This window comes from Pseudomonas sp. CFSAN084952, assembly GCF_009648855.1.
In the GTDB taxonomy this organism is placed as follows: domain Bacteria; phylum Pseudomonadota; class Gammaproteobacteria; order Pseudomonadales; family Pseudomonadaceae; genus Aquipseudomonas; species Aquipseudomonas paracarnis.
The window spans coordinates 3,557,291-3,575,905 of sequence record NZ_CP045767.1; the positions used below are offsets into that span (position 1 = coordinate 3,557,291).

The 18,615-nt window shown below is 60.9% G+C and carries 20 protein-coding genes; 10 read left to right on the plus strand and 10 right to left on the minus strand.

The window, feature by feature from the left end; all coding sequences use genetic code 11:
• Positions 1–101: 101 nt before the first annotated feature.
• The gene (locus GH769_RS16110) at positions 102–1,928 is read right to left on the minus strand and encodes a long-chain-acyl-CoA synthetase (protein WP_032903738.1); all 1,827 of its coding nucleotides are present in this window, start codon (positions 1,926–1,928) and stop codon (positions 102–104) included.
• A 466-nt stretch (positions 1,929–2,394) separates the two neighbouring features.
• Here GH769_RS16110 and GH769_RS16115 point away from each other — a divergent pair, with 466 nt between their 5' ends.
• Positions 2,395–2,673, plus strand: coding sequence for a DUF3509 domain-containing protein (locus tag GH769_RS16115; RefSeq protein ID WP_003172952.1), 279 nt, complete (start codon positions 2,395–2,397; stop codon positions 2,671–2,673).
• A gap of 59 nt (positions 2,674–2,732) precedes the next feature.
• Here the strand turns inward: GH769_RS16115 and GH769_RS16120 are convergent, their stop codons facing one another.
• The 4 genes from GH769_RS16120 to aroC all read right to left on the minus strand — a co-directional run bounded on the left by GH769_RS16120 (position 2,733) and on the right by aroC (position 6,070).
• On the minus strand, positions 2,733–3,002 hold the full coding sequence (locus GH769_RS16120) for a response regulator transcription factor (protein ID WP_014719273.1): 270 nt from the start codon (positions 3,000–3,002) through the stop codon (positions 2,733–2,735).
• Between the two features lie 209 nt (positions 3,003–3,211).
• Positions 3,212–3,742: an acireductone dioxygenase gene (locus GH769_RS16125; protein WP_032903740.1), complete on the minus strand. Its 531-nt coding sequence runs from the start codon at positions 3,740–3,742 to the stop codon at positions 3,212–3,214.
• Positions 3,739–4,902 (minus strand): MFS transporter, encoded by a 1,164-nt coding sequence (locus GH769_RS16130; protein WP_020302244.1) that lies wholly within the window; start codon positions 4,900–4,902, stop codon positions 3,739–3,741. Before GH769_RS16130 ends, GH769_RS16125 begins: the two co-directional genes overlap by 4 nt.
• 76 nt (positions 4,903–4,978) lie before the next feature.
• Positions 4,979–6,070 carry a chorismate synthase gene (gene aroC / locus GH769_RS16135; RefSeq protein WP_014719276.1) on the minus strand — a complete coding sequence of 364 codons (1,092 nt, stop codon included), beginning with the start codon at positions 6,068–6,070 and terminating at the stop codon, positions 4,979–4,981.
• 143 nt (positions 6,071–6,213) lie between these two features.
• Between aroC and GH769_RS16140 the strand changes: the two genes are divergently transcribed.
• Together GH769_RS16140 and GH769_RS16145 are read left to right on the plus strand one after the other, a co-directional pair.
• Positions 6,214–7,176: an alpha/beta hydrolase gene (locus GH769_RS16140; protein ID WP_019818577.1), complete on the plus strand. Its 963-nt coding sequence runs from the start codon at positions 6,214–6,216 to the stop codon at positions 7,174–7,176.
• Between the two features lie 99 nt (positions 7,177–7,275).
• A complete protein-coding gene (locus tag GH769_RS16145; RefSeq protein WP_019818578.1) occupies positions 7,276–8,079 on the plus strand; it encodes a hypothetical protein in 804 nt (267 codons plus the stop codon).
• 128 nt (positions 8,080–8,207) lie between these two features.
• On the opposite strand, the gene prmB is transcribed toward GH769_RS16145, so the two are convergent.
• Positions 8,208–9,116: a 50S ribosomal protein L3 N(5)-glutamine methyltransferase gene (prmB, locus tag GH769_RS16150; protein WP_014719279.1), complete on the minus strand. Its 909-nt coding sequence runs from the start codon at positions 9,114–9,116 to the stop codon at positions 8,208–8,210.
• Positions 9,117–9,356: 240 nt separating this feature from the next.
• Between prmB and GH769_RS16155 the strand changes: the two genes are divergently transcribed.
• From GH769_RS16155 to GH769_RS16175, 5 genes are all read left to right on the plus strand, one after another.
• On the plus strand, positions 9,357–9,947 hold the full coding sequence (locus GH769_RS16155) for a cysteine hydrolase family protein (RefSeq protein WP_014719280.1): 591 nt from the start codon (positions 9,357–9,359) through the stop codon (positions 9,945–9,947).
• Between the two features lie 136 nt (positions 9,948–10,083).
• On the plus strand, positions 10,084–10,404 hold the full coding sequence (locus GH769_RS16160; RefSeq protein WP_014719281.1) for a hypothetical protein: 321 nt from the start codon (positions 10,084–10,086) through the stop codon (positions 10,402–10,404).
• A 75-nt stretch (positions 10,405–10,479) separates the two neighbouring features.
• Positions 10,480–11,037: a Smr/MutS family protein gene (locus tag GH769_RS16165; RefSeq protein ID WP_003192796.1), complete on the plus strand. Its 558-nt coding sequence runs from the start codon at positions 10,480–10,482 to the stop codon at positions 11,035–11,037.
• 78 nt (positions 11,038–11,115) lie between these two features.
• A complete protein-coding gene (gene folE / locus GH769_RS16170; protein WP_014719282.1) occupies positions 11,116–11,661 on the plus strand; it encodes a GTP cyclohydrolase I FolE in 546 nt (181 codons plus the stop codon).
• A 101-nt stretch (positions 11,662–11,762) separates the two neighbouring features.
• Positions 11,763–12,134 carry a glutathione S-transferase N-terminal domain-containing protein gene (locus tag GH769_RS16175; protein ID WP_020302241.1) on the plus strand — a complete coding sequence of 124 codons (372 nt, stop codon included), beginning with the start codon at positions 11,763–11,765 and terminating at the stop codon, positions 12,132–12,134.
• A gap of 120 nt (positions 12,135–12,254) precedes the next feature.
• Here the strand turns inward: GH769_RS16175 and GH769_RS16180 are convergent, their stop codons facing one another.
• From GH769_RS16180 to GH769_RS16190, 3 genes are read right to left on the minus strand one after another with little or no spacing between them, the layout of a single operon-like run.
• Positions 12,255–12,575: a hypothetical protein gene (locus GH769_RS16180; RefSeq protein WP_020302240.1), complete on the minus strand. Its 321-nt coding sequence runs from the start codon at positions 12,573–12,575 to the stop codon at positions 12,255–12,257.
• A complete protein-coding gene (locus GH769_RS16185; protein ID WP_019818582.1) occupies positions 12,572–13,897 on the minus strand; it encodes an acyclic terpene utilization AtuA family protein in 1,326 nt (441 codons plus the stop codon). Before GH769_RS16185 ends, GH769_RS16180 begins: the two co-directional genes overlap by 4 nt.
• 1 nt (position 13,898) lies before the next feature.
• Entirely contained in the window at positions 13,899–15,191 is a 1,293-nt protein-coding gene (locus GH769_RS16190) for a CitMHS family transporter (RefSeq protein WP_032903742.1), read from the minus strand.
• Between the two features lie 125 nt (positions 15,192–15,316).
• On the opposite strand from GH769_RS16190, the gene GH769_RS16195 reads away from it, so the two are divergent.
• Positions 15,317–16,213 (plus strand): LysR family transcriptional regulator, encoded by an 897-nt coding sequence (locus tag GH769_RS16195; RefSeq protein WP_153649864.1) that lies wholly within the window; start codon positions 15,317–15,319, stop codon positions 16,211–16,213.
• A 102-nt stretch (positions 16,214–16,315) separates the two neighbouring features.
• On the opposite strand, the gene GH769_RS16200 is transcribed toward GH769_RS16195, so the two are convergent.
• Complete coding sequence (locus GH769_RS16200) at positions 16,316–16,918, minus strand: glutathione S-transferase family protein (RefSeq protein WP_014719287.1); 603 nt, start codon at positions 16,916–16,918, stop codon at positions 16,316–16,318.
• Positions 16,919–17,208: 290 nt separating this feature from the next.
• Between GH769_RS16200 and GH769_RS16205 the strand changes: the two genes are divergently transcribed.
• On the plus strand, positions 17,209–18,555 hold the full coding sequence (locus GH769_RS16205) for an NCS2 family permease (protein ID WP_014719288.1): 1,347 nt from the start codon (positions 17,209–17,211) through the stop codon (positions 18,553–18,555).
• Positions 18,556–18,615 lie beyond the last annotated feature (60 nt).

An 18,615-nucleotide genomic window follows, 5' to 3' on the forward strand; every position in this document is an offset into this window, starting at 1 on the left:
CTCCTTGCTGAGGCGACGGACATAACTGTTTAAGGCGCCCAGTGTCGCGATGGAGTTCCCCGGTGTCATGGCTTTTTTGTCAAAAGCCGCCATAGCCAGAATCAATAACGGAATTGGCCGCCCTGGATCTGCGCCAGCAATTGCCCGGTCACCGGCACATAGCTGTCCGAACCCGGCAACCAGGCGTAGACCGGGTCATTGCCAGCCTTGTCCGGGTCGAACCCTTGCTCCTTGAGCTTCACTTTCTGGTACTTGAACGTGCCGGTGGTTTCCATCTTCACCTTGATCCGCAAAAACAACGGCACCGCATAAGGGGGCAACTGGCCGTGGGCGAATTGCAGCAGTTCGCGCATGTCCAGGCTGGCCAGGGATTCGCTGGGGGTGATGGCGACCATGCCGGCGCGGCCGTTGGTGTTGTCGATCTCGACGCCATAGGCCACCACTTCAGCGATCTGCGGGTGTTTCAGCAGGACGTTTTCCACCTCGGTGGTCGAGACGTTTTCGCCCTTCCAGCGATAGGTATCCCCCAGGCGATCGACAAATTGCGCATGCCCGAAACCGATGCTGCGCACCAGGTCGCCGGTGTTGAAATAGCGGTCGCCTTTTTCGAATACGTCGGTCAGTACCACCTTGCGGTTCTTTTCCGGGTCGGTGTAACCGTCGAAGGGCGACTTATCATCAATGCGCGCCAATAACAGGCCCTGCCCGCCGGTGGGCACCTTGACCATGAACCCGTTGCTGCCGCGCAGCGGTTCACCAGTATCATGGGCGTAGTCCACCAGCGCCCAATGCTGCAGGCAAAAGCCGATGGTGTTGTCAAAGTTCAGCACGTTGGTAAAGCCGATATTGCCGTCGCTGGCGGCATACAGTTCGCAGATATGCTCCACACCATAGCGCTGCTTGAACTGCGCCCACACACCGGGGCGCAGGCCGTTGCCGACCATCTTGGTCACCTGGTTATCACGGTCCTGCGCACTCGCGGGCTGGTCGAGCAGATAGCGGCACAACTCACCGACATAGCCCAGTGTGGTCGCCTTGAACTTGCGTGCATCGTCCCAGAACTGGCTGGCGCTGAATTTGCGCCGAATGGCAAAGCCGGACGCACCGATAATCGCCGCCCCCCAGCACACGCACAGGCCGGTGGCGTGGTACAGCGGCAAGGTGCAATAGAGGACGTCCTGTGGCCCCATGTCCAGGGCGATACTGCCGAAGCTCACGGCGGTTTTGGTCCAGCGCCCGTGCTTCATGATGCCGGCCTTGGGCAAGCCGGTGGTGCCGGAGGTGTAGATATAGAAGCAGGGATCGTGGAAGAACACCTGCGCGGAACTCGCCGGGTTGTCCACCGGGCTTTCGGCACTGGCGGCCATCAGGTCGATGTAGCCGTCGGGCACCCTACTGCCCGGCTGATCGGCCACGAACCAAGTGCGCTCGGCAGGGATCTGGACTTGATCGCGCACTGCTGCGTAAGGGCTCAGCAATTCGGCACCGACCACAATGGCAACCGGCTTGACCAGGGTCAGGCTGTGTACCAGCGCCCCTTGAATTTGCGCCGTGTTGAGCATGGCGCAGATGCCGCCCAGCTTGGCCACGGCCAGCACGTTGAGCAGCAACTCGGGGCGATTCTCGATAAACAGCGCTACCACATCGCCCTTGCGGATGCCCTGGGCCTGCAAGTGATGGGCAATGCGATTGGCGCACTGATTGGCGTCGCGGTAGCTGATCACGCTGTCCCCATACAGCAGGGCAGCACCGTCAGGGTTACGCAAGGTGGCTTGTTCGAAATGCCAGCCCAGGCCGCAGGGTTGGTTGGGGTCGGTGACGTTGGCCGCACGCATGCCGCGCACCACCCGTGGGAGCGCCCGAACAATGGCAGGTACCTTACGCAGCATCATGCGCCAGGTGATCATGTCGACTTGCTGATGAGTCATGGCGGGACGTCCCTTTTCTTATTCTTGGTCTGGTCCAGGTACATCGACTGGTGTAGCGGAAAATACGTCAGCGGTTCTTTGGCTGTACACGCGGGATTTGAAAAGTTTTGTATCTCGTGGCGGCCGGCCGATGCTATCTCCCTGACACCCCACCCTCAAATGTAGGAGCTGGCTTGTCGGGTCGGCGCATCGCTGCGATGACGACCTCCCAGCCGACCGGGATTTTTCCGAGCAAAAGACGGTCAGTATCATTACAGCCCTCCCCCTTCCTGCCGGAAAAATCACCGGGCAGATAGCGCAAAATGCAGGATGCACGATGGCCCTTCATGCAAATTGCACGAAAACGAAAATCCTATAAATTTATAACTTGCTGATTTATAACGATTTTTTAGAATATTCAATACTGGCACAATCACTGCACCTATCACTCCATGCTTGCCAACTTGAGCCAATGGAGCTGATAGACATGAGCCTGATCCAAGATAAATTCGCTTCAGTATTCTCCAACTACGACGTCACCACCCAGCCACGTCCGGACGGCGGTATCCTGTTGACCCTGCGCAACAGCGAAGGTAAGCAGGTCAAGCGCTCGATCTCTTATCAGCAGCTGCACACTGCCGACCAACTGACTTGGGTGATTAGCGCCATTCGCCGTGACCTGGCCGAACAAGCCAGCGAACTGCCGCAGATTTCGATGTTGCAAAGCCAGAACCGCTTTGCGCTGCCGACCTATCACTCGGCCTAATCTACACCTCTGAAAAAGGGCCGCGACGCTACTCAGCGTCGCGGCCCTTTTTCATGCCATTAACATAAGCCCTGCCGAACCGCCTCATTCTTTGCCTGCACACGGTTGGTGACATCCAACTTGCCGTAGATGTTGCGCAGATGAAATTTCACCGTGGCTTCAGAGGTGGCGCGAATCTGGCTGATTTCCCAGACAGTCTTGCCCTCGGAGGCCCATCGCAGGATTTCCAGCTCCGTGGGAGTCAGGGGCTTGCCGGACAAGCTCCGGCGTTTTCTGATAGCCGTGGGCACAATAACCGACGGGCGATACGTCTCCTCGGGGCCACTCATTGTTCTCTCCTTATATCTGCTGATGCGCTGCCATCTTTCGGATTCCTCCTATTGACAGATGGCATAAACATTTACGCTGAACAGAGAGTTACATAACGAGTGGAATCAAAGCGCACGGCAGAGAACAAACAGCTTTACCCTACAAATAATTAAGTTTCTTCCCACAGCAACTTCCAACTTCCCAGGGTTGAACATTCAGTTATCTACGCTTAGTCATCCAGTCCTGGAAAGCGAGTGGCAATCGCATCACAGGTCAACGAGGGCACAACGCCTTGGGCCGTGTTGAACAAACGCAGTGTCACACAGTGCGGGTTCTCGCCCATGTCGAACCAGTGCGGCACACCGGCCGGGATGATCAGCAAGTCATTCTTCTCACAGCGCAAGCTGTACACATAGTCGCCTATGTGCAGCGTAAACAGCCCCTGGCCTGCGATGAAGAAACGCACCTCGTCTTCACTGTAGGTACGTTCGCCCAGGAACTGCGCACGTACCACGTCCTTCTGCGGATGGTCTTGGGTCACGCTGACCACTTCCACAGCGGCGTAGCCGAGGGCTTCGATCTGAGCCTGGTAGGCTGCAATCATTTCAGCATCAGTGGCGCCCTTTTCTATCGGGCTGGGCTGCCAGCGCTCAAAACGCACGCCGTGCTCGGCCAGGGTCGACTGGATGTCGTCGGCATGGGTCAACACTTTGTTCGGGGTGTCCGGGGAGGCGATGGAGTAGACGGCTACATAGCTCATTGCACGGTTCCTTGGTTCGGCTCTTGCAATCGAAGGCCAATGATAATGGCGGCGGCCAGGGCCGCGAGGCTGGCGATACTGAACGTGAAGGTGGGCCCCAGCAGGTTCCAGCTGTAACCGGAATAGAGGGCGCCGAGCGCGCCGCCGGTGCCGGCCAGCGCGGCATAAAGGGCCTGACCCTGGCCTTGCTGGCGGTCACCGAAGCTGCGTTGCACAAAGGCAATTGCCGCCGCGTGAAAGCTGCCGAACGTGGCGGCGTGCATCAACTGCGCCACCAGCAGCAGCCAGAAAACTTCGGCAAATGAACCCAGCAGCCACCAGCGCAGCGCGGCCAGCAGGAAACTGGCGAGCAGCACCCGGCGCACCGAAAAGCGCGCAAGAATACGGCTCATGGCCAGGAACATCAGCACTTCCGCCACCACCCCCAGCGCCCACAGTAGGCCGATTACGCCGCGGCTGTAGCCCAAATGCTCCAGGTGCAGGGTCAGGAAGGTGTAATACGGGCCATGGCTCATTTGCATCAGCGCCACGCAGGCATAAAACGCCAGCACGCCGGGGCTGCGCAATTGTTTGAGAAAGCCATCGCCGGCCATGCGGTTGCCGTGGCTGGCCGGCTGCGCGTTCGGTACCCAAAGGCTGGCGCCGATGATGCCGGCCATGATCACCACGACCGCCACCGGGTAGATATCCAGGCTCAGCCAATCGAACAGGCGCCCCATGATCACCACGGTGAGGATAAAACCAATGGAGCCCCACAGACGGATCTGGCTGTAGCGCGAGGTTTGCTTGTGCAGGTGGGCCAGGGTGATGACTTCAAACTGCGGCAGCACCGCGTGCCAGAAGAAAGCGTGCATGGCCATGACCATCGCCAGCCAGGCGTAGGTCTTGCTGACAAAAATCAGGCAGAAGCTGGCCAGGGTGCACACCGCGCCGAATCGCACAATGGCCAAGCGCCGGCCGGTGTAGTCGCCGATCCAGCCCCACAGGTTGGGGGCCACGCAGCGCATCAGCATGGGAATGGCCACCAGTTCGCCGATGCGCGCGCTGGAGAAACCGAGGTGATCGAAGTACAGCGCCAGGAACGGCGCTGTCGCCCCCAGCAGGGCGAAATAGAACAGGTAGAAGCTGGAGAGGCGCCAGTATGGGAGGGCTGGGTTCATTTTATTCAGGGCTGCTTTGCAGCCCAGCGCGAGCAAGCTCGCTCACCACAATAAGCGCGCTCATTGCCCCAGGCGATCACAGTTGGCCCAGTACCGGGGTACTCACGCGCACATCGGCATTCTGCCCGCGGTTGCGCAGCAGGTGGTCCATCAGCACGATGGCCATCATGGCTTCGGCTATCGGTGTGGCGCGGATGCCGACGCACGGGTCGTGGCGGCCTTTGGTGATCACGTCCACCGGGTTGCCGTGCACATCGATCGAACGGCCAGGCGTGGTAATGCTCGACGTGGCCTTGAGCGCCAGGTGCGCCACGATCGGCTGGCCGGAAGAAATACCGCCGAGGATGCCGCCCGCGTTGTTGCTGAGGAAACCTTCAGGGGTCATCTCATCGCGATGCTCGGTACCGCGCTGGGATACGCAGGCGAAGCCGGCGCCGATTTCCACACCTTTCACCGCGTTGATGCTCATCAGCGCATGGGCCAGTTCGGCGTCGAGGCGATCAAAGATCGGCTCGCCCAGGCCCGGCTTCACGCCTTCGGCCACCACGGTGATCTTCGCGCCGACCGAATCCTGGTCGCGGCGCAACTGGTCCATGTAGGCTTCCAGTTCCGGCACCTTGTCCGGGTCGGGGCAGAAGAAGGCGTTGTCTTCGACGCTGTCCCAGGTCTTGAACGGGATTTCAATCGGCCCCAACTGGCTCATGTAGCCACGGATGACGATGCCCTGGGTGGCCAGGTATTTCTTGGCGATGGCGCCGGCGGCCACGCGCATGGCGGTTTCACGCGCCGAGCTGCGGCCACCGCCACGGTAGTCGCGTTCGCCGTATTTGTGGTGGTAGGTGTAGTCGGCATGGGCCGGGCGGAACAGGTCCTTGATCGCCGAGTAGTCCTTGGACTTCTGGTCGGTGTTGCGGATCAACAGGCCAATGGCGCAGCCAGTAGTGCGGCCCTCGAACACCCCGGAAAGGATTTCGACTTCGTCCGGCTCCTGGCGCTGGGTGGTGTGGCGGCTGGTGCCGGGCTTGCGGCGGTCGAGATCACGCTGCAGGTCGTCCAGGCTCAGCTCCAGGCCTGGCGGGCAGCCGTCGACAATGGCGACCAACGCCGGGCCATGGCTTTCGCCCGCGGTGGTGACAGTGAACAGCTTGCCGAAGGTATTGCCGGACATGCAGGGCGCTCCGTGAAATCAGTTGAATCAAGTCAACCGTAATAACTTAAGGCGGCCAGTATACGCAGGCTAACCGACTAGTTCATCCTCGAAACCTTACCGGTAGACGTTGGTCCAACCGGCACCTCTCCAATGATGGCGCTATGATGCTGCGAGTTCTGCTGTTCACCCTCACCCTGTTCACCGCCGTGGCCCAGGCCGCCTCCCCTGTCGTCTTGCAACGCCCGATCAGCCTGGACACCGGCAGCGGCCAACTCTTTGGCTCGCTGCTGTTGCCGCAATCGGATAAACCGGTGCCGGTGGTGCTGATCATCGCCGGCTCCGGCCCCACCGACCGCAACGGCAACAGCGCCGACGGCGCGCGCAACGACAGCCTCAAGCGCCTGGCCTGGGTACTGGCCCGGCATAACATCGCCAGCGTGCGCTACGACAAGCGCGGCGTGGCTGCAAGCCTGGCGGCCACGCCGGATGAGCGCAACCTGACCCTAGAGGCGTATGTGGCCGACGCCGTGGCCTGGGGCAAGTTACTCAAGGCCGACAAGCGCATGGGCCCGCTGATTGTGCTGGGCCACAGCGAGGGCGCGCTGGTCGCCGCCCTCGCCGCGCCGCAACTTGAACCGGCCGGGGTCATTTCCTTGTCTGGCAGCGCCCGCCCGGTGGACCAGGTGATCCGTCAGCAACTGGCCGATCACTTGCCCCCTGCCCTGCTGCTGCGCAGCAATGAAATACTCGATCACCTCAAGGCCGGCCAGGTGGACGCCGACGTGCCGCGCCCATTGGAGGGCATTTTCCGACCCAGCGTGCAGCCGTATCTGATCAGCCTGTTCCGCGCCGATCCGTCGGCCGCCTTTGCGCGCTTGGACATGCCGGCGCTGATTATCCAAGGCACCAACGATATCCAGGTTGGCGTAGGTGATGCCCGGCAACTGAAGCAGGCCAAGCCCGACGCGCAGTTGACGGTGATCGAAGGCATGAACCACGTGATGCGCATCGTGCCCAATAACGTGAAGCAGCAACTGGCCTCCTACAACGACCCGAAACTGCCGCTGGCTGCGGAGCTGGGCCAACGTATCGTCAGCTTTATCGAAGGACTTCAACCCCGTTAAGCGGCAATTGGCCTCCAGTCCTGGGAAAAACGGCCGATAAGTCCAGAGTCGACAGTAAAAAGACTGTCGGCTCGCAGGGCTTGGACAGGATCGCGCCGCATGACAACCACCGAAACAACACCCGAATCGACCGCCGAGACCCCGGCCGCAACCGAAGCTGGCGCCGCAGCGGCCCTGCCGTGGGCCGACGTTCACGCCGAACATTTCAAGATGCTGCGCCTGGCCCCGCTGGCCACCGACCGCGCGACCGGCGCACGGCCGTTGCGCTTTGTGCAGTTCGGCTATGCCGAGCGCCATGATAAACACCACAGCCTGTTGCGCATGGTCATCCAGTTACCGGGCCAGCGAGTACGGCGCGAGCAGAACCACCTGGATATCTGGGTCGATCACGATAAACACCGCGTGCACTTCGGGCCCGGCAACAGTCTGGAAATCGAGCCGGCCAACCGCGGTATCGGGCGTTTCCTGGTGGCTCAAGGCGCCGCCTGGGCGAAGAAGAAGTGGTCCCACTACCGCGTCGACGGCGTGGACCTGGCCAACAAGGACGCCCTCAACGAAGCCACGCGCCTGCGCCGCGATCATTTCCTGCGTATCCAGGGTTTCGATGTGGCCTACGCCGATGTGCAGCACCTCAAAGGCAATGTGCAGCCCGGCAAGGTCAGCGAGGTGCTGGACAGCTGGAACACCGAGAAAGTGCAATTCGTGGAGATCCTGGAAGCCGCACAGATGCTGCAACAGGCCGAGCAGAACCTGGCGGAGCAGGAAGTGAAGCTGCGCAAGGAAGAGGAGAAAGTCACCAAGTTCAAGCGTGAGGACAGCGGGCTGCGCTTTACCATCACTTGTCTGGTGGCGTTTACGGTGTTCCAGGCGGGGTTGTTGATCTGGATTGCCACGCACCGCTGATAGATTGAAATGCAATCAAAATGGGGGAGCTGGCTTGCCTGCGATAGCGATGTATCAGTAGCACAAGTGCAAGCTGACCCACCGCTATCGCAGGCAAGCCAGCTCCCACATTGACCGAGTTTCTGCAGTTATATCCGGGCAGCGAAAACGGCCTGGTGTTGGCGGCACTGCTCAGCCGTCAACATAAACACCCCATGCCCACCGCGCTTGAAGTCCAGCCAGGCGAAGTCCACTTCCGGGTACAGCGCCTCGACATGCACCTGGCTGTTGCCCACTTCGACAATCAGCAAGCCCTTCTCGGTCAGGTGGTCCGCCGCTTCGGCCAGCATCCGGCGTACCAGGTTCAGGCCGTCTTCACCGCAGGCCAGGCCCAGTTCCGGTTCGTGCTGGTATTCATCGGGCATGTCGGCGAAATCTTCGGCATCCACGTAGGGCGGGTTCGACACGATGAGGTCGAAACGCTGGCCGGGTAACCCGTCAAAACCATCGCCCTGCACGGTGTAGACGCGCTCGTCGACGCCATGGCGCTCGATGTTCTGGTTCGCCACTTCCAGGGCTTCGAAGGACAAGTCTCCCAGCACCACTTCGGCCTCGGGGAACTCATAGGCACAGGCGATGCCGATGCAACCGGAGCCGGTGCACAGGTCGAGGATGCGTGCCGGCGGCTGGGCCAGCCAGGGTTCGAAGCGGTCTTCAATCAGCTCGCCTATGGGTGAACGCGGGATCAATACGCGCTCATCGACGATAAACGACATGCCGCAAAACCAGGCTTCGTTCAACAGGTAGGCCGTCGGCACTCGCTCATGGATACGGCGATGCAGCAAGCGCTGCACGTGGGAGATTTCCTCTTCTTCCAGGTTGCAATCCAAATAGCTGTCGGCGATTTCCCACGGCAGGTGCAAGGCGCCCAGCACCAACTGTCGGGCTTCGTCCCAGGCATTATCGGTGCCATGGCCAAAAAACAGCTCTTCCCCATGGAAACGGCTGACAGCCCAACGGATATGGTCGCGCAAGGTGCGCAGGCGGGAAGTGATCACGGGGGCAAGCTCCTGGAAAAAACGACTGGCGATTCTAACAGCCTTCACCTGTACCGACGATGTACGAAAAACCTGGCGCCGTACGTCGGATTTCATCCAATTTGCCCGCATTGTGTTAAACAGGCCTGCCTCTTGACATGGCTGCACGCCAGCAACGGCGTACCTTACGATAGTAGCGATTCACAGAAGCGCTCAGCCAGTGGACAATGTCGCAAAAGCCCCACTCACAGGAGCCCCAGAATGTCCGTTCCAAAGACGATGTTTCAACTCAGCGGTCGCGGTTACGCAGCAGCCAACCTCAATCATGCGACCCTGGTGATCATCGACGCCCAGAAAGAATACCTCAGCGGCCCGCTCGCCCTCTCGGGCATGGACGCGGCGGTAGAGAACATCAAGCAGCTTGTGACCGCAGCGCGCAGTGCCGGGCGCCCGATTGTGCATGTGCGCCACCTGGGTACCGTGGGCGGCCTGTTTGACCCCCAGGGCGAGCGCGGCGAATTCATTCCGGGCCTTGAGCCTGAGGGTGACGAAACCATCATCGGCAAACTGCTGCCCAGCGCCTTCCATGGCACCGGCCTGGAAAAGCACCTGCAAGACCTCGGCTCCCTCGACCTGATCGTCTGCGGTTTCATGAGCCACTCCAGCGTCAGCACCACCGTGCGCGCGGCCAAGAACCTGGGCTTTCGCTGCACCCTGGTGGAAGACGCCTGCGCCACCCGCGACCTGCCCTACAAGGGCGGTATCCTGAGCGCCGAGCATGTGCAGCAAACCGAAATGGCCATCATGGCAGACAACTTCGCCACCCTGGCGCTGGCCAAAGACTTGATCTGATCCTGCTGGCGGTGAGCGGCGTGTTTATTGCTCCGCTCATCCGCAAAGCCCTTTCATTTGGCGCATTTACCTCTCCCCCCGGAACAACCTGTGTATCTTCCGGTCGAAGGGCCGATACCCTGGAGGAAAGGTCGGAATGAAGATATCCGATGGTTTTGATGCTCGTCGCTTGCGCCCCAAGGGCCCGAGCAATTGGCGTCTGCGCCTGGTAGCGTGCATGGCCGCGTTGCTGGCGATAGTAGGCTTGTTGTTGGCGGGCGCTGGTGGCGCCGGCCTGTTTGGGCATTCGCCCGCCCTGGGCGAACTGAATGCCAGCCCGGGCGGCTCGGCACTTCTGCTGGGGATCGGCTTGCTGGTGCTGTGGTTGGGCGTGTGGCTATGGCGTCGCAGCCGTCGGAAAATGCGCCAGCCGCTGTCGTTGAATATCGCCTCTCACCTGATGAAAAAGCACGACTGATGGCGCTTGGATAGCGTTTCCTGCGCCCTGGCCGCCGCGATTTAGGTAAACTGCCCGCCCTTCGCGGAGGCTGACATGCAAGACGACGATTTTTCCCTGTTCAAAAACGAGCTGCGCGGCGTCAAGCCGATCAAGCACGACCGCGCCGACACCGGCAAACCCAAGACTGACCGGGCGCAGATCGCCAAGCTGCGCCAGGCCGCGACCGTGCGCACCGATGCCACCACCGTGGATGGCCTGTCTGACCAGTTCGTGATCGACGTCGGCCCCGAAGATGAACTGATGTGGGCCCGCGACGGCGTGCAGGAAAGCCAGATGCGCAAGCTCAAGGCTGGCCAGATCCCGTTCGAAGGCAGCCTCGACCTGCACGGCATGACCGTGGAAAAAGCCCGGGAAACCCTCTGGGCCTTCCTGGCCGAAGCGACCAAATTCGAAATCCGCTGCGTGCGCGTCACCCACGGCAAGGCGGTGCGGTTGGACGGCAAGCGGCCGATGATCAAAAGCCACGTCAATACCTGGCTGCGCCAGCATGCCCAGGTGCTCGGCTTTACCTCCTGCCAGGCTCGTCACGGCGGCGCCGGCGCGGTGTATGTGATGCTCAAGCGCACCATGATGGAAGGGCGCGACGAGTAACAAGTGCCATCGTCAGGCTTGCAGCGATGTGTCCGCCACCGTAACCTTGCGCTTTGCGAAAATCCCACAGGTAGTTTCATGTCCCTGGAACAGAATTACACCGCGATCCTCGGCCAACTCGGCGAGGACGTGTCCCGCGAGGGCCTGCTCGACACGCCAAAGCGTGCCGCCAAGGCAATGCAGTACCTCTGCCGCGGTTATGAACAGACACTCGAAGAAGTCACCAACGGTGCCTTGTTCAGCTCTGACAACAGCGAAATGGTGCTGGTCAAAGACATCGAGCTGTACTCGTTGTGCGAGCATCACCTGCTGCCGTTTATCGGCAAGGCCCACGTGGCCTATATCCCGAGCGGCAAAGTGCTGGGCCTGTCGAAGGTCGCGCGTATTGTCGACATGTATGCGCGCCGCCTGCAGATCCAGGAAAACCTCAGCCGCCAGATCGCCGACGCCGTGTTGGAAGTCACAGGCGCCCTAGGCGTGGCCGTGGTGATCGAGGCCAAGCACATGTGCATGATGATGCGCGGTGTCGAGAAACAGAATTCGTCGATGATCACCTCGGTGATGCTGGGTGAGTTCCGCGAGAACGCGGCCACCCGCAGCGAATTTCTCAGCCTGATCAAGTAACCGGCCAGGCAGGAAAAAACCGGCGTTCATCGCCGGTTTTTTTTCGCCTGCAGAAATCAGGTAAGCTGCGCCCCCTCAGTCATGGGCAAGAGGTTTCAGCCATGTTCGTCAAAGCACTTCGAGTGGGCCTCGGCCACGTCATCATCGCGGGCGACTTTCTTACCCGCCCACGTAAAAAACAACGCCCGGCGGAGCAACAGGCCAAGGTCAATGCTGCAGCCAAGGACCTGACCCTGTATCAGTTCCACGCCTGCCCGTTCTGCGTGAAGACCCGTCGCACCCTGCACCGCCTGAATGTGCCGGTGGCGCTCAAGGACGCGAAGAACAACGAGCAGGACCGCCAGACCCTGCTGGAGCAAGGCGGCAAGATCAAAGTGCCGTGCCTGCGCATCGAAGAGAACGGCCAGACCACCTGGATGTATGACTCCAAGGTCATCATTGACTACCTGGACAAGCGCTTCGCTGCGATCTGAAGCCCACGGCGGTCAATGTGGGAGCTGGCTTGCCTGCGATTGCATCACCGCCGTACATCTGCTGCACCGCGGTGCCCGCATCGCAGGCAAGCCAGCTCCCACATTTGCGCTGCGGTGCTATTAAGTCGGTATTGTCAGGTCGAGATCCAGCAATGCCGAACCCAGGCACTTGCCGTGGGCGTCCAGGGCCAGCGAGCGGGTTACGCCGCCGCGCAGGATTCCCGGCAGGACGAAGTTCAGCGCCTGCACGTTCGGCAACTCATGACGCTGAACCGGTGCCGCATCGGGATCGCGTAAATCGGCAAAGAACTCGGCCACGCGCTCAGCCGTCAGCTGTTCACACAGCAACGGATAATCCTCGGCGCGATAGGCAATGATCGAGATGTTCGACGTGTCGCCCTTATCCCCGGTGCGGGAATGGGCCAGCCTGTGCAGTTTCATTCTTCAATCCTCGGTTTGACCGATTCACGGGGCAACAGCAACGACGCCACCGCCACCACCTGACGCACGCTCTTGCTCGCCCCACCGCCGCCGGCCGGGCCGTTGGTGTAGAGGGTCTCCACTTCATTGCCGATCCGCACGGCGTCGCTGCGCTCGTCACACCGGGCAGCGACCCGCAGGCGCACTTCCCAAGGCTCGACGCTGCTGCGCAGGCCGTGCAATGAGTCCATGCCGATCAACTCGGCGCGCAGGTCCTGCATGTTGACGCCGATCAACGCCAGACGTTTGAGCACCACTTCCCGCGCCAACTCAGCCCGTGCGACAGCACCGGGACCGCCGTAAGACATCTGCCCTTCACCAATCCAACCGTCCAGATAACCGACGCTGACCTTCAGCTGTTCAGGCCGGGCACGCCCGCTGGCTCCTTGGGCACGCACCCGGTCCACGCCCTCCTCGACAAACCCGACCTGGGAAAAGTCGGCCGTCACATCCGGGGTCAAGTAGGCTGCCGGGTCGTGAACTTCATAAATCAGTTGTTCGGCGCAGGTCGCGCGGCTGACCCGCCCACCGGAGCCTGCCACCTTGGTGATCACTGCATTGCCGTCGGCGTCGACCTCGGCCAGGGGAAAGCCCAGGCGCGCCAGATCCTCCACATCCTTGAAGCCTGGATCGACGAAATAACCGCCACTGACCTGCCCCGCGCACTCGAGCAAATGCCCCACCAACGTGCCCCGGCCCAGTCGCGGCCAATCATCGAAGGCCCAGCCGAACTCGAACATCTGCGGCGCCAGGAACAGCGAAGGGTCGGCCACGCGCCCGGTGATCACCACATCGGCGTCGGCGTGCAACGCGTTAAGAATGCCCTCCACACCCAAGTAGGCATTCGCGGAAATCAGCCGCTCGCCCAATGCGCCTACGGTCTGGCCATTATCCAGCAACTGCTCGGCAGACAAGGTATGCAGCACGTCATCCCCGACCACCGCCACAACCTTGAGGCCCAGGCCCAGCTCGCCGGCAATGCGCCGCACTTCCCCGGCCGCCGCCAACGGGTTTGCCGCCCCCATGTTGGTGATCACCCGCAGGCGTCGACGCCCCGCCCGCTGCGCCACAAAGGGCAAGACACGGCGCATGCGCTCAGCCAGCAGCGGGTCATAACCGCCCTGCGGGTCGCTGATGCGCGCCTGTTGCGCCAGGGCGATGGTGCGTTCGGCCAGGCATTCGAAGACCAGGTAATCCAGGTCGCCGTGTTCGGCCAGTTCCACCGCAGGTTCTATACGGTCGCCGGAGTAGCCGGCGCCGGAGCCGATGCGCAAGGTGTTCATCTCAAATCACTCCCAGGAGCAACGCCGTCAGGGTCATCAACACCGAGGCGGCAAACAGGAAAGGAATGGTGAAGCGCTGGTGATCGGCCAACTCGATCTTGCACAGGCCCACCAGCAGGAAGGTCGCAGGCGTCAGCGGGCTGACCGGGAAGCCGGTGGTGTGCACGCCCAGCAGCGAAGCCTGGGCCACCTGAAGCGGGTCGACGCCCAGGGCCTTGCCGACTTCGGCGATCACCGGCATCACGCCGAAATAGTAGGAATCGGGGTCAAACAACATGCTCAGGGGCATGGACAAGAAGCCCACGACGGCCGGGATCAACTTGCCGTGGCCCGCCGGGATCTGCGCCACCGCCGCTTCGGCGATGGCCTTGAGCATGCCGGTGCCTTGCATGATGCCGGTAAATACCCCGGCGGCGAGCAGGATACTGGCCATGGTCAGGGCGGTTTTCGCATGGGCGTCGATGCGCGCACGCTGGGCGTCCACGTTGGGATAGTTGATGCACAACGCAACCACGGTGCCGAGCATGAACATTACCACCGGGTCCACCCAGCCGGCGATCATCACCACCATCACCAGCACGGTCAGCATCAGGTTGACCCAGAACAACCGTGGACGACGCAGCGTGATGTCGTCATCGCTGAGCACTCGTTGCGGCACCGCCTCCACGCTGGAACCGGCGCCCAGGCCGAGGCGCTTTTCTTCGCGATGGCCCAGCCACCAGGCGCAGGCGAAGACAAAGATCAGCCCGACGATCTGAACCGGGATCAATGGTTGGAACAGGTCGGCCACCGGCACATGCAAGGCCGCCGACGAACGCAGCACCGGGCCGGTCCAGGGCAGGAAGTTGACCCCGGCGGCCATCGCACATACGCAGGCGAGGATGCGTTTATCAATGCCGAGGCGCGTATACAGCGGCAGCATCGCCGGCACCGTCACCAAGAAAGTCACAGCGCCAGAGCCGTCCAGGTGTACCAGCAACGCCAGGGTCGCAGTACCCACCACAATTCGTGTAGGACGCGTCCCGACCGTGCGCAGGATGCGATCAATGATGGGATCGAGCATGCCCGCGTCGGTCATGATCCCGAAAAACAGGATCGCGAACACAAACATGCCCACCACAGGGGCGACGTTCTTGATACCGGTAATGATGAAGGCGCTGGTTTGCAGGCCAAATCCACCGATCAGCGCGGCAATGATCGGCAAGGCGATCAAGGCCACCAGCGGCGAGAGGCGCTTGCTCATGACGGCAGCGAGCAGGCACAGGATGGTGATGACACCCAGGGTTGCGAGCATGGGTTACTCCAGGGCGGCCTGGTTGGCCGGTTATTGTTTTCCCTGGAGTATTGGAATCGCGCTAGGCTTTGTAAATTGCAATATTCAGCCACCAGCGTTCGGAAAAACAAAATGAAGCGACGCGCATGAAAAACAGCATCCAGCACATTCAAGCTTTCCTTGCGGTTGCCCGCACAGGCAGCTTCACCAAGGCGGCCAACGAACTGCATCTGTCGCCGTCGGCCCTCACCGTGCAGGTGCAACAACTGGAAGACTGGCTCGGCGTCGCCCTGCTCGACCGCAGCCCGCGCCACGTGAGCATTACCGCTGCGGGCCAGGAGGCGCGCGGGCCCATGGAAAAACTGCTGCTGGACCTGGGCAACATCGTCACCGGCTCCCGCGACCTCGCCGCCTTGCGCCGCGGCGTGGTGACCATTGCCGCCCTGCCCTCAGTCTGCGCAGGCGCTCTGCCCCCGGCCTTGCGCCTGTTTCGCCAACGCTTCGCCGGCATCGAAGTGCGCCTGCATGACCTGGTGGCCCAGCGCATTCATGCAAAGGTTCGCAACGGCGAAGTGGATTTCGGCATCGGCGTGCGCGCCCGCCTGAGCCACGGGCTGGACTTCGTGCCGGTGCTCAATGATCGGCTGTGCGCATTTGTGCCATCGGGCCATGCGCTCGCCCGCCATCGCCAACTGACTCTGGAACAATTGGCGGACCAGCCGATCATCCTGACCGGCCGCGACAGCAGTGTGCGCGAGCAAGTGGACACGCTGTTCGATGAGACACGGCTGACGCTGAACGCCGGCATGGAGGCCAACTACATGTCGACCGTATTGGCCTTGGTGCGCCAGGGCCTGGGCATCAGTGTGTTGCCGGAGTCAGCGGCCGATAGCCTGGAAGGTTTGAAGCGGATCAGCATCGATCATCCCGGGGTGAATCGAGAGATCGGGTTGATCAGCCGTAGCGGGATGGGCTTGAGCCCGGCGGCGCAGCGCTGCTTTGAACTGCTCAACAAAGCACTGCCTGACACGCCGCCGCGCTAAATGTGGGAGCTGGCTTGCATGCGATGCAGACACCTCGGTTTAGCCAGGGCGCCAGGGTGACGCTCTCGCAGGCAAGCCAGCTCCCACATTGGACCGAGGGAGTCAGTCGAGCATCGCCACGTACTTGGGATGACTGGCCACGCGCTGCAACCACGCCTGCACCGCCGGATACGGCGCCAGGTCAAAGCCGCCTTCATGGGCCACATGGGTGTAGGCATACAACGCAATATCGGCAATGGAAAACTGCTCGCCCACTAAATAAGGCGTGGCTTGAAGCTGACGCTCCATCACTCTCAAGGCCTTGTAACCGCCTTTGTGGGTGGTCTTGTATTCTTCCAGCCGATCCTCGGGCATGTTCAGGTAGAACTGAATAAACCGCGCCACCGCAATGTAAGGCTCATGGCTGTACTGCTCGAAAAACTGCCACTGCAATACCTGGGTACGCAGGCGCGGTTCGGTCGGCAGGAATTCACTGCCATCGGCGAGGAAGTTGAGAATCGCATTGGACTCCCACAGGCAGGTGCCGTCTTCAAGCTCCAATACCGGGACCTTGCCATTGGGGTTCTTGGCCAGGAACTCAGGGGTCTGGGTATCGCCTTTGAGGATATCGATATCGATCCATTCATACGGGATGCCCAACAGATTGAGCATCAATTTGACCTTGTAGCAATTGCCCGACTTGTAATCGCCATAAACCTTGTACATGGGGCTCCCCTTTTCGCCGCGCTGACCGAATGCTTGCGCCCACAAGGTGCGGGTATCGAAGGCTTGTTTCAAGGCGTTGCGCAGAATAAATCCCTTGGCCTGCGCCTTTCATCCCTTTTCGCCGAGACAATCGAAAACATTATTTGCTTTATTTGTATACAAAAGCATAATTCGCTTCGTGCGAGTTCCTGACCTTTTGGTCAACAAACCCGCCGGTACCTCAAAGCGCTGTTGCCCACTCATGTGACCGGCGCTGGAAATAACAATAAAACGATTGAGGAGTACTCGCTGTGGATAGCCGCAAAACCGAAGCCCCTACGTTGGACCTGGCCGCGCCCCGAGGCGGTTGGCTGGAACGCCTGTTCAAACTGCGCTTGCATGGCACCACAGTGAAGACCGAGCTGATCGCCGGCCTCACCACCTTTATCACCATGGCCTACATCATCTTCGTCAACCCCAACATCATGGCCGATGCCGGTATCGATCACGGCGCGGCTTTCGTCGCCACCTGCATCGCCGCCGCGCTGGGCTGCCTGTTGATGGGCCTGTATGCCAACTGGCCAGTGGGCCTAGCGCCGGGCATGGGCTTGAACGCGTTTTTCACCTACACCGTGGTCGGCACCATGGGTTACACCTGGGAAACCGCCCTCGGCGCGGTGTTTATTTCCGGCGTGCTGTTCATGATCCTGACGCTGTCGCGCATCCGCGAATGGCTGCTCAACAGTATTCCGGTTAGCCTGCGCCATGCCATGGGCGCCGGCGTGGGTTTGTTCCTGGGGGTGATCGGCCTGAAAACCGCCGGCATCATTGTCGACAGCCCGGCTACGCTGATCAAGCTCGGCTCCCTGCATGAGCCCGCGCCGTTGCTGGCGGCGGTGTGCTTCCTGCTGATTGCTATCCTCAGTTATCACCGCGTATTCGGCGCAATTCTCATCAGCATCATCGCCGTGACCCTGGCCGGCTGGGGCCTGGGCCTGGTGCACTACAACGGCATTCTCGCCACTCCACCGAGCCTGGCACCGACCTGGATGGCCATGGACGTGATGGGTGTGTTCAATGTGAGCATGATCAGCGTGGTATTTGCCTTTCTTTTTGTACACATGTTCGACACTGCCGGTACACTGATGGGCGTTGCGCAACGCGCAGGACTTGTGAATGCCGATGGCAAGATCGACAACCTGTCTCGCGCCTTGAAGGCTGACAGTGCGTCCAGCGTGTTCGGCGCCATGGTCGGTGTACCGCCGGTGACCAGCTATGTAGAAAGTGCCGCCGGTGTGGCTGCTGGCGGCCGTACGGGTTTGACCGCGGTGACCGTGGGCATATTGTTCGTGGCGGCGATGTTTTTTGCGCCGCTGGCCGGCATGATTCCCGCCTACGCCACCGCGGGCGCGTTGATTTACGTTGCGATGCTGATGATGGCGAGCATGGCCCATATCAACTGGGATGAAGCCACCGACAGCATTCCTGCAATCGTCACCGCGATCATGATGCCGTTGACGTTTTCGGTCGCCGACGGAATCGCCCTGGGTTTTATCACTTACGTGGCGTTGAAAGCCGGCACCGGCAAGTACCGCGAGATTTCCATCAGCCTTTGGGTGCTGTGCGCGATCTTTATCGCCAAGTTCATCTTTCTGTAGTTCGGGAAGGGCTGAAAAACCGCCTCACCTTCGGGTGAGGCTTTTGCATGAAAGGGAGGA

Bases quoted from the DNA above. Each gene is read 5' to 3' on its own strand.
- GH769_RS16110 (WP_032903738.1), bottom strand. From the start codon at position 1,928: ATGACTCATCAGCAAGTCGACATGATCACCTGGCGCATGATGCTGCGT.
- GH769_RS16115 (WP_003172952.1), top strand. From the start codon at position 2,395: ATGAGCCTGATCCAAGATAAATTCGCTTCAGTATTCTCCAACTACGAC.
- GH769_RS16120 (WP_014719273.1), bottom strand. From the start codon at position 3,002: ATGAGTGGCCCCGAGGAGACGTATCGCCCGTCGGTTATTGTGCCCACG.
- GH769_RS16125 (WP_032903740.1), bottom strand. From the start codon at position 3,742: ATGAGCTATGTAGCCGTCTACTCCATCGCCTCCCCGGACACCCCGAAC.
- GH769_RS16130 (WP_020302244.1), bottom strand. From the start codon at position 4,902: ATGAACCCAGCCCTCCCATACTGGCGCCTCTCCAGCTTCTACCTGTTC.
- aroC (WP_014719276.1), bottom strand. From the start codon at position 6,070: ATGTCCGGCAATACCTTCGGCAAGCTGTTCACTGTCACCACCGCGGGC.
- GH769_RS16140 (WP_019818577.1), top strand. From the start codon at position 6,214: ATGATGCTGCGAGTTCTGCTGTTCACCCTCACCCTGTTCACCGCCGTG.
- GH769_RS16145 (WP_019818578.1), top strand. From the start codon at position 7,276: ATGACAACCACCGAAACAACACCCGAATCGACCGCCGAGACCCCGGCC.
- GH769_RS16155 (WP_014719280.1), top strand. From the start codon at position 9,357: ATGTCCGTTCCAAAGACGATGTTTCAACTCAGCGGTCGCGGTTACGCA.
- GH769_RS16160 (WP_014719281.1), top strand. From the start codon at position 10,084: ATGAAGATATCCGATGGTTTTGATGCTCGTCGCTTGCGCCCCAAGGGC.
- GH769_RS16165 (WP_003192796.1), top strand. From the start codon at position 10,480: ATGCAAGACGACGATTTTTCCCTGTTCAAAAACGAGCTGCGCGGCGTC.
- folE (WP_014719282.1), top strand. From the start codon at position 11,116: ATGTCCCTGGAACAGAATTACACCGCGATCCTCGGCCAACTCGGCGAG.
- GH769_RS16175 (WP_020302241.1), top strand. From the start codon at position 11,763: ATGTTCGTCAAAGCACTTCGAGTGGGCCTCGGCCACGTCATCATCGCG.
- GH769_RS16180 (WP_020302240.1), bottom strand. From the start codon at position 12,575: ATGAAACTGCACAGGCTGGCCCATTCCCGCACCGGGGATAAGGGCGAC.
- GH769_RS16185 (WP_019818582.1), bottom strand. From the start codon at position 13,897: ATGAACACCTTGCGCATCGGCTCCGGCGCCGGCTACTCCGGCGACCGT.
- GH769_RS16190 (WP_032903742.1), bottom strand. From the start codon at position 15,191: ATGCTCGCAACCCTGGGTGTCATCACCATCCTGTGCCTGCTCGCTGCC.
- GH769_RS16195 (WP_153649864.1), top strand. From the start codon at position 15,317: ATGAAAAACAGCATCCAGCACATTCAAGCTTTCCTTGCGGTTGCCCGC.
- GH769_RS16200 (WP_014719287.1), bottom strand. From the start codon at position 16,918: ATGTACAAGGTTTATGGCGATTACAAGTCGGGCAATTGCTACAAGGTC.